The organism is Arthrobacter sp. SX1312, from assembly GCF_002929295.1.
Taxonomy (GTDB): domain Bacteria; phylum Actinomycetota; class Actinomycetes; order Actinomycetales; family Micrococcaceae; genus Arthrobacter_D.
On sequence record NZ_PJIM01000003.1, the window covers coordinates 679,007 to 688,000 of the forward strand.

The following is an 8,994-nucleotide window of genomic DNA, read 5'->3' on the forward strand; positions in this document are numbered from 1 at the left end:
GCCCGTGAAAAGGAATCAACTCCATGGCAACGGTAACGTTTGACCAGGCCACGCGCCTGTACCCGGGCACCGAGAAGCCCGCCGTCGACAAGCTCAACATCGACATCGCCGACGGCGAATTCCTCGTCCTCGTCGGACCCTCCGGTTGCGGAAAGTCCACCTCACTGCGCATGCTCGCGGGCCTGGAGGACGTCAACTCCGGACGCATCCTCATCGGTGACCGCGACGTCACGGACGTCCCGCCGAAGGATCGCGACATCGCGATGGTCTTCCAGAACTACGCCCTCTACCCGCACATGTCGGTGGCCGACAACATGGGCTTCGCGCTCAAGATCGCCGGCGTCTCGAAGGAAGAGCGTGCCGAGCGCGTCCGCGAAGCGGCGAAGCTCCTGGACCTCGAGGACTACCTCGACCGCAAGCCGAAGGCCCTCTCGGGCGGCCAGCGCCAGCGTGTCGCCATGGGTCGCGCGATCGTGCGTAACCCGCAGGTCTTCCTCATGGACGAGCCCCTGTCCAACCTGGATGCGAAGCTGCGTGTGCAGACGCGTACGCAGATCGCCTCGCTGACCCGCCGTCTCGGCGTCACCACCGTGTACGTCACCCACGACCAGGTCGAGGCCATGACCATGGGTGACCGCGTCGCCGTGCTCAAGGACGGCATCCTCCAGCAGGTCGACACCCCGCGCAACCTGTACGAGCGGCCGAAGAACGTCTTCGTCGCCGGTTTCATCGGCTCGCCGGCCATGAACCTCCTGGAACTGCCCGTCGCCGACGGCGGTGTCCTCTTCGGCGGCATCGTCTACCCCGTTCCCGGCAATGTCCTCGAGGCCGCGGCCGGCAACACCGTCACGCTGGGAGTCCGTCCCGAGGACCTCGTCCTCGCGGCCCCGGGTGAGGGACTGCAGGTCGAGGTCGACGTCGTCGAGGAGCTCGGCGCCGACGCCTACATCTACGGCCACACCACACTGGACGGCAAGGACCACGACATGGTGGTCCGTGTCGACGGCCGTCGCCCACCGATGAAGGGCGACAGCGTCTACGTACGCCCCGAGCAGGGCCACGTGCACCTGTTCGACACGACGAACGGGCTCCGTCTGGCCGAGACGGTCTAGGTTCTCGCGGATCACGCACGACGACGGCGGTGGTTTCGCCGGGCATCCTCTGGAGGCCCCGGGGAAACCACCGCCGTCGTTTAACGGCCACTACGCTTGATGCAGGCCCACTTCCCGCCCAGACACGAAGGCAGCACCCATGACGGAGACCTCGAACGCCCAATGGCATGACGAGCCGACGGATTACCACCAGACCGGGAAGCTCCCGCGGGTGCGTCCGGCATCCTCCGAGGTCCCCAATCTGGGCTCCCTCAACATCACGGCGGCGGCCACCGATCCCGAGCTTCTCGACCTGCCCTGGCACATCGCCCTCGAGGAGTGGCCGGCCAGTGCCCTCGCCGCCCTCCCCCGCGGCATCTCGCGGCACATCGTGCGGTTCGCGCACCTCGGTGGGTCCGTGATCGCCGTCAAGGAGACCGGGGAGCACATCGCGCGCCACGAGTACCACATGCTCCGGAAGCTCCAGCGCCTCGACGTCCCCTGCGTCGAGCCCGTCGCCGTCATCTCCGGCCGCGCCACGCCCGAGGGCGAGGAACTCGATCCCGTCCTCGTCACGCGCCACCTCAAGTTCTCACTCCCGTACCGGGCGCTGTTCTCCCAGACCCTCCGCCGCGACACGCTGACCCGCCTCATCGACGCACAGGCGCTGCTCCTCGTCCGCCTGCACCTCATCGGCTTCTACTGGGGGGACGTCTCCCTCTCCAACACCCTGTTCCGACGCGATGCCGGGTCCTTCGCCGCGTACCTCGTCGACGCCGAGACGGGCGAGCTCTATCCCGAGCTGTCCACCGGCCAGCGCGAGTACGACCTCGAGATTGCCCGCGTGAACATCGCCGGCGAGCTGATGGACCTCGCCGAGGGCGGTCTCATCGAGGAGAAGGTGGATCCGCTCGCCACCAGTGAACTCATCATGGACAGCTACCGTCGCCTGTGGAGCGAGCTGACGGAGCAGGAATCCTTCGAACTCGGGGATCGCTGGCGTGTGGGGGCCCGCATCCGCCGCCTTAACGAGCTCGGCTTCGACGTGGAGGAATACGCGATCAAGACAGCCGCCAACGGTACGCAGATCCAGCTGCAGCCCAAGGTGGTCGACGCGGGGCACCACAGCCGCCGCCTGCTCCGGCTGACGGGTCTCGATGCACAGGAGAACCAGGCCCGGCGTCTGCTCAACGACATGGACGCGTACCGGGCGGACAACAATCCCACGCTCGACGAGGAGTTCAGCGCACACCTCTGGGTGAACGAGGTCTTCGAGCCCATCGTCCGCGCCGTCCCCCGTGAACTGGGTGGAAAGCTCGAGCCCGCCGAAGTGGTCCACGAAGTGCTGGAGCACCGGTGGTACATGTCCGAGCGGGAGGACAGGAATGTGCCGATGGCCGAAGCCGTGCAGTCCTACCTCGACGACGAACTCCGCCACCGCCGTGACGAGGCGGCGATCATGCTGACAGCGGATGCGAAGACCATCGGCATCGATGAGGACGCCGAGCACAGCGACGATTAGGCGCTGAACGCGGAAGGACCGGCAACCATCGGCTGCCGGTCCTTGTCGAGGGTGCGGTCAGGGGCAGGTCGTCGTTGTGCCCTGGAACTCGACCTCGGTGCCGCTGGGCACTCCCTGGCACAACTCGGCGAACTCGGTGAAGGTCGGGATCAACGCGATGAGACCGATGAGAGCTATTGCCCCCAGGATCGTGAATACGGCGCCGATGATGATTCCGGCAAGGGCGAACCCATTGCCCATCTTCGCCTTCCGTGATTTCACGAAGGCGATGATGCTGATGACCAGGCCCACCGGAGCGATCAGGATGGCAAGGATGAAGCCCACGATGCCGAGCGTCCTGCCGGGGTTCTCTGCCGTCTGGGCCTGGTAGCCCTGCTGTCCCGGGTAGTTGCCGGCACCCGGGCCGTACGGGCTCTGCTGGCCGTACGGAGACGCGTTCTGCTGACCGTAGGGAGACGAACCCTGCTCACCATAGGCGGACGGGGCCTGCCCGTACTGGGGCTGGCTCTCGCCGTACTTCGGCTGGTCCTGCTGCCCGTACTGGGGCTGGCTCTCGCCGTACTTCGGCTGGTCCTGCTGCCCGTACTGGCGCTGGCCCTCGCCGTACTTCGGCTCGTTCTCCCCGTACCGAGGTTTGCCCTGCTCACCGTAGGGCGGTCCGCCCTGCGATCCCGGATTGTTGTCAGACATGCTGCCCCCGAAGAGAAGTGATGGAAGGATGACGGAGATCTCCGACAGTTTCCTGAACAGTATCACCGGGCGTCAGCGCTCATCCGTCAAGGACGGCAACAATCAGGCGACGATGGCCTTGCCCGGATTCAGGATGCCCAGGGGGTCGAAGACATCCTTGATGCGGGCCTGCAGGTCGAGGACCGCCGGCTGCTGCTCCCAGGCGAGCCATCTCCGCTTGTACTGTCCCACGCCGTGCTCGCCCGTGATCGTTCCACCGAACTCCAGTGCCAGGCGCACCGACTCGTCGAGCGCCTCGTCCAGTCGCGCCTGGGCCTGCGGGCCTTCGCTGCGCGCCACCCAGAAGGTAGGATGGAGATTGCCGTCACCGGCGTGGGCCACGACCTTCAGCTGAACCGCATACTGTTCCGCCATCGCTTCGAGTGCTTGGACGTAGTCGACGAGTCTGGATTTCGGTACCGCGACGTCCTCGCCCACGCGGAACAGGTCATCCACGTCATCGCCCCGGCTGTGTCGCCGCAGCTCGACGAGCCGCTCGGCTTCCTCCGATCCCTCCTCGCCGACGTCGGCGCCCAGGCCGACCAGGACCCTCCGGATGGCTTCGGCCTCGGCCGCAGCACCATAACCGTCCGTCCTGACCAGCAGGAGGGAACCGCCTCGTCGGCGGAGATCCGAACCGTGCACATGATCCAGGGCCTCGAGGGTCCTCCCGTCGAGGAGTTCCAGGATCGAAGGTTGCACCCTGGCACGACCGATGGCGAGGACGCCCGCGGCCGCTCGAGGGAAGTCGTCGAAGAAGGCGGCCAGGGTATGGACTTCCTGCGGCAGGTAGCGGAGGCGGACGGTGATCTCCACGACCACCCCCAGTGTGCCCTCCGAGCCGGTCATCAACGCGGTCAGGTCGTACCCGGCGACTCCTTTGAACGTCCCGTGCCCCGTGGAGATGAGGGTGCCGTCCGCCAGGACGACTTTCAGCGCGAGGACGGAGTCGCGCGTCACGCCGTACTTCGCGCAGCGGAGACCACCCGCGTTGGTGGCGACGTTCCCCCCGATGGTGGACCACCGGTAGCTGGCGGGATCCGGCGCGTACATGAGCCCGTACTGCGCAACAGCGGTGTTGAGGTCGGCGTTGATCACACCTGGTTCGACGACGGCGGTCTCGTCGTCCGCATCGACCTTGAGAATCCTGTCCATGAGCTCGAGCGACAGGACCACACAGCCCTCCGTCGCATGTGCGCCACCGGAGACCCCGGACCCTGCGCCCCGGCTCACCACGGGCACACCATGCCGGGTCGCCCACTGCAGCACCGCCTGCACGTCCTCCACGGTGCGGGCACGGATCACGCCGACGGGGAGGGCGGGTTCGAGGACAGGGCCTTTGTCCCTGGAGTATCGGACCAGGTCCTCCGGGTCCGTGGACACCCGGCCCGGAAGCGCCTTCGCGAGTTCACCGAGCCCTTCGTGAAACATCAGGAGCTCCCCATGAAGCGTCGGTAACGCGACAGCGCATCGGGCCAGAACCCCCGGTAGAAATCGTAGACGTCCTTCGGATCCCCCGCCGTCCACCCTCCGTGGGTGAGCGTGAGAGTGACGCGGGGTTCATCGGCTCCTCCTGCTCCTCCGCCCGGAGCCATCTCGATACGCACCGAAGTCGTGGAAGCGGACCCGGCATGCCGCCACGACAGCTGAAGCCATTCTCCGGGGCTGCTGTCGGTCACCTCGCCCCAGACGTTCTCGTCATCGTGGGCCGATGTCTCGACGAGGGCGTTGTCCTCGAGGTCGAAGAAGCTGTCCTCGCCCCAGCGGCTCAGCTCATCGGCCGGCCACCACAGGTGGAGGTGCTGCGTCAGCCCTGCCCAGGCATGGTCGATGGGCGCAGGGACCGTCACTGACGCACGGAGCTCCGGTCGCGCCTCCGGCAAGTCGGCCGCGGCGGACGGATGCGAGAACAGATCACTCATGTCTCGACCCTACCGTTCTGCGGGGGGTTGGCCGGGTGGCTCGGCGCCGGCTTGCGGTGCGCGGGCGGGCCCAGCGCAGCCCAGGGCGCGGGCGGTGTCCGCGGCCACAGGATTTTCCCAAGGTCAGCTGCAGACAATCGGGCTCTGCAGCATCCCCTACGACACGAAGGCGAGTGATGGCGATTAATGAGATCGCGCCGGCCGGACAGGATGCGGCTGACCTGATGCCTGGGGAGGCAGCCGACCGTCCCGATGGACTCAGCCGAAGAGTATTCGGCGTCCTGATGGGCACTGGTGCAGTGGGCACCGCGGCGGGCTGGGGCATCGTCTCCGCTGCCGGTGGCACCGAAGAGGTTCCGACGTCGTTCGGTTCCGTCCGGATCGCGGAGGCCGAGCGGCAGGCCCGCCTGGGCGATACCGTCGGCGCGCACGGGAGTGCACATCCGACGAAGGGAGCCGCTCCGTCCGGAGTGCTGGCCCAACCGGTCAACCACACGTGGGGCGAACATCTGGCGGTACAGCTCGATGTGCGCAACACCTCGGAGAACGACGTGCTGTTCGCGCCGGGGCAGTTGCGCCTTCTGGTCGGCGGGACGACGACGGTGACCAACCGCGCTGCCGACGTCTCGAAGATCCTGTTGACCGCGGGCTCACAGCACAGTCTGTGGATCAGCTTCCTGGTCCCGATCGGGGCCTCAGGCCTCGCGGCCCAGTTCACCGACCCGTGGGGTGGCCCGGATCCGCTGGCCCTGGCGCTCCCACGGATATCCCTTCGACCCGGTTCCCTGGAGGACGACCATGCCTGAGCACCTGCCCCCCGGGATGCCGGCCCGTGGGGATCTCCTCAAGTTCGGTGCCGCAGCAGGGCTCGGGCTCGCGGCGTTGTCGATGGCTCAACCGGCAGTACCCCCTCGACGTGTGGCACGGGCGCCGATTCCGCCGGCGCTCGCACCGCTGCAGGGTGTGCTGGACCTCTACATCAACGAGGGCTATCTGAAGATGGTCGACGATACCCTCGTGTATCACCGCGGTTTCGGCAGCCGGCCCACCGATATCGACGATCCGAGTCCGAGCCTGACCATGGATCCGACGGTGATCACCGCTGCGGGTGATCTGGTGCCGAGCCGCAGCTACCCCCTGGGCGCACCCTTACCTCCACGTGGAACGCCGACGCCGGTCGGCCCGGACCCTGTGAACCCGGGACAGTACTTCATCCGCCGAAACTACTGGGCAAGCTACTTCCCGCAGCGGACGATCATCGCCGAGTCGGGGAGCACCGTCCGCCTGCGGGTGCAGAACCGGTTGGGCAAGCCGCACGTCCTCACGGTTTTCGGAGCAGGGCCCGACGGCGGTGACCTCACCACCGATTCCGTCGCCCCCGATTCCGTGGCCCTCCTGGAATTCGACTGCCCGCCGCCCGGCACCTACATCTTCGCCGACCCGACGAATGCTCCGGTCGAGCGGGTGCTGGGCCTGTTCGGTGTGCTGGTGGTGACGGACCCGAATCGCCCGTGGGAGATAGCGGAGGGCCGCGCATCCTTCGAGCGCCAGTGGGTGTGGATCTGCCACGCAGTGGAACCCCGGTGGGCGTCGATGGAGGCCTCGGGTCGGACCGTCGATCCAGCACAGACCCGAGCAGTGCCGCGATACTTCACCCTCAACGGTCGCAGCGGATTCGAATCCCTCGGAATCACTTTCGATGACGAGCTGAACCTCGCCAGCGAGGAGGAAACCCTGATCTCCGGCTACCCGAGGCAGCTCGACGTACGACAGTTCGGCGAAGGAATGGACGTCGGGACCCTCCGCGGGGGCCAGTTCGTCCGGCTCGTCAATCCGGGAATCGTGTTCCATCAGATGCACTTCCACGGGAACCACATCTGGACCGTCGGCAAGAACAACGCCGACTGGCCGCGGGGTGAGGGCTTCGTGAACACCGACGGTCACGTGGTCCTCCAGCAGTGGGAGGACGTCGTCGAACTCGAACCGATGGACCGCAAGGACTGCATCATCCCGATCAAACGGCCGCCGGACGCGATCGATCCGGTCTGGCTCGCCCGCACCACCGACTGGGTCTACCCCATGCACTGCCATGCCGAGCCGTCCCAGACCGCTGCCGGCGGGCTCTATCCCGGCGGTCTTGTTGCCCACTGGACCCTGAAGGGCCCCAACCCAGGAGGTACCCAGTGAGAATTTTCAGCCGCGAACCTGCCGACCGGCCCTCCGTACGCCTCATCGAGAAGAAGCAGGAATCCGCGGAGCGTCGCCGTCAGGACGAGGAACGCAAGCGGCAGGAGGAGGCACGCCAGCGTGCGGACGCTGAACGACAGCGTGCCGCCACCCCGACCCGCAAGCCAAGTCCTACGCCGAAGCCCACGAAGCCCAGCCCGACACCGAAACCCACCACGGCGAAGCCCAGCCCGAAGCCGTCGGCGACGACGACGAAGCCGACCGCCACACCCCGGTCCAGCCCGGCCCCCACGCCGACCGCACCGGCTTCGGCAACCGCGGCCCCGTCCGCAACTCCTTCGATCACCGCCGCACCGCCGGAGCCACCCGTCGGGAGGCCGGAGGACATGCTGGAGCACCGGTTCCGGAGCCAGGTGGACTTCAGCTCCGACCAGCTGGAGGTCGAGAACCCGGTGACGGAGTTCCGGCAGACCCCGGCACTCGCCGTCCAGCTGGAGGTGCATAAGCGGGAGCTCCGGATGGACGACGGCGCTGTGTTCGAGATGTGGAGCTTCGAGGACCAGACGTACGAACGGGGTTTCCCCGGACCCACCCTGAGGTTGCAGGAAGGCCAGGTCTTCCACGGCACCGTCCATCCGAGCATGGGTCCGCACACCATCCACTGGCACGGCATGGAACCGGATCCACGCAACGACGGCGTGGGACACACCTCCTTCGAAGTCGACGGCCGGTACACCTATCAGTTCCAGCCGGAGCCCGGGCGTCCCGGGGACCCGAACAACGGGGCGGCCGGAACGTACTTCTACCACTGCCACGTCAACACGCCCCTGCATGCCCAGATGGGAATGTTCGGTCCGCTCGTGGTCGACCCGGTCGTGCACCCTGATTACCCGGTGAGCCCGGGGGCACGCCGCGCGTTCACGGACGGACCCGAGTACGACATCGACACAGAAGCCGTGGTCGCCCCCTACAGCCTGGACCCGCGATGGCACCAGATGGGCCATGCCGAGGGTCTGTCGGGGGAGGACGCCGGACTCAACCGGTTCGAACCGCAACACTTCTACCTCCTCGGCGGCGAGATGGCACGGCGTCCGAAGGGCAAGGAACGAGTGTGGAGCCTGTCCCGACTGCGCGCCAACGTCGAAGGCGGGCCACGCAAGCCCACCCTGCTGAGGACGATCAACGCCAACTACCTGCCCAATCTGGTGACCTTCACCGATGCGGGAGGCGCAGAAGTGGAGATCGCCGAATTGATCTCGCATGACGGGCGTCCGTACCGGGATACTTCCCTGCCGGGGGTCCCTTCGCCGAGCTGCCGGGACGCCGGCCATCCGCTGGTCACCAGCCGGCTGGCCTACGGCGCGGCGGAGCGATTCGACATGCTCCTGCACCCGCCGGCTCCGGGGCTGTACCACCTACGGGTCGAGTGGCAGGACTGGATCACCGGGAGCGTGCTCGGCACACGCACCATACCGATCACGGCGTCCTGATGGGTGGGTGGTTAACGAGGAAAGACCCCACCGTGGTGGGGTCTTTGCTCGTG

General features: G+C 67.1%; 8 protein-coding genes. 5 read left to right on the top strand and 3 right to left on the bottom strand.

The window, feature by feature from the left end:
- The first annotated feature begins 23 nt into the window (after nt 1-23).
- Complete coding sequence (locus CXQ92_RS16310) at nt 24-1,112, top strand: ABC transporter ATP-binding protein (protein ID WP_104168775.1); 1,089 nt, start codon at nt 24-26, stop codon at nt 1,110-1,112.
- Between the two features lie 139 nt (nt 1,113-1,251).
- Entirely contained in the window at nt 1,252-2,613 is a 1,362-nt protein-coding gene (locus CXQ92_RS16315) for a DUF4032 domain-containing protein (protein ID WP_104168776.1), read from the top strand.
- Nucleotides 2,614-2,670: 57 nt separating this feature from the next.
- Here CXQ92_RS16315 and CXQ92_RS16320 read toward each other — a convergent pair whose 3' ends face one another.
- The 3 genes from CXQ92_RS16320 to CXQ92_RS16330 form a co-directional block, all read right to left on the bottom strand.
- Entirely contained in the window at nt 2,671-3,303 is a 633-nt protein-coding gene (locus CXQ92_RS16320) for a DUF4190 domain-containing protein (protein ID WP_146067492.1), read from the bottom strand.
- 102 nt (nt 3,304-3,405) lie between these two features.
- Entirely contained in the window at nt 3,406-4,773 is a 1,368-nt protein-coding gene (locus CXQ92_RS16325) for an FAD-binding oxidoreductase (protein WP_104168778.1), read from the bottom strand.
- On the bottom strand, nt 4,773-5,264 hold the full coding sequence (locus tag CXQ92_RS16330) for a hypothetical protein (protein WP_104168779.1): 492 nt from the start codon (nt 5,262-5,264) through the stop codon (nt 4,773-4,775). The genes CXQ92_RS16325 and CXQ92_RS16330 overlap by 1 nt, the downstream gene beginning before the upstream one ends.
- A 284-nt stretch (nt 5,265-5,548) precedes the next feature.
- Here CXQ92_RS16330 and CXQ92_RS16335 point away from each other — a divergent pair, with 284 nt between their 5' ends.
- The 3 genes from CXQ92_RS16335 to CXQ92_RS16350 are packed head-to-tail and all read left to right on the top strand — an operon-like array spanning nt 5,549 to nt 8,941.
- The gene (locus tag CXQ92_RS16335; protein ID WP_258070004.1) at nt 5,549-6,070 is read left to right on the top strand and encodes a hypothetical protein; all 522 of its coding nucleotides are present in this window, start codon (nt 5,549-5,551) and stop codon (nt 6,068-6,070) included.
- Nucleotides 6,063-7,451, top strand: coding sequence for a multicopper oxidase domain-containing protein (locus CXQ92_RS16340; RefSeq protein WP_104168780.1), 1,389 nt, complete (start codon nt 6,063-6,065; stop codon nt 7,449-7,451). Before CXQ92_RS16335 ends, CXQ92_RS16340 begins: the two co-directional genes overlap by 8 nt.
- Nucleotides 7,448-8,941 (top strand): multicopper oxidase domain-containing protein, encoded by a 1,494-nt coding sequence (locus CXQ92_RS16350; protein ID WP_258070005.1) that lies wholly within the window; start codon nt 7,448-7,450, stop codon nt 8,939-8,941. Before CXQ92_RS16340 ends, CXQ92_RS16350 begins: the two co-directional genes overlap by 4 nt.
- Nucleotides 8,942-8,994: the final 53 nt, after the last annotated feature.

What these genes read in the sequence shown, in the direction of transcription:
- CXQ92_RS16330 (WP_104168779.1), bottom strand. Translation starts at nt 5,264, where the DNA reads ATGAGTGATCTGTTCTCGCATCCGTCCGCCGCGGCCGACTTGCCGGAG.
- CXQ92_RS16335 (WP_258070004.1), top strand. Translation starts at nt 5,549, where the DNA reads ATGGGCACTGGTGCAGTGGGCACCGCGGCGGGCTGGGGCATCGTCTCC.
- CXQ92_RS16325 (WP_104168778.1), bottom strand. Translation starts at nt 4,773, where the DNA reads ATGTTTCACGAAGGGCTCGGTGAACTCGCGAAGGCGCTTCCGGGCCGG.
- CXQ92_RS16320 (WP_146067492.1), bottom strand. Translation starts at nt 3,303, where the DNA reads ATGTCTGACAACAATCCGGGATCGCAGGGCGGACCGCCCTACGGTGAG.
- CXQ92_RS16315 (WP_104168776.1), top strand. Translation starts at nt 1,252, where the DNA reads ATGACGGAGACCTCGAACGCCCAATGGCATGACGAGCCGACGGATTAC.
- CXQ92_RS16340 (WP_104168780.1), top strand. Translation starts at nt 6,063, where the DNA reads ATGCCTGAGCACCTGCCCCCCGGGATGCCGGCCCGTGGGGATCTCCTC.
- CXQ92_RS16310 (WP_104168775.1), top strand. Translation starts at nt 24, where the DNA reads ATGGCAACGGTAACGTTTGACCAGGCCACGCGCCTGTACCCGGGCACC.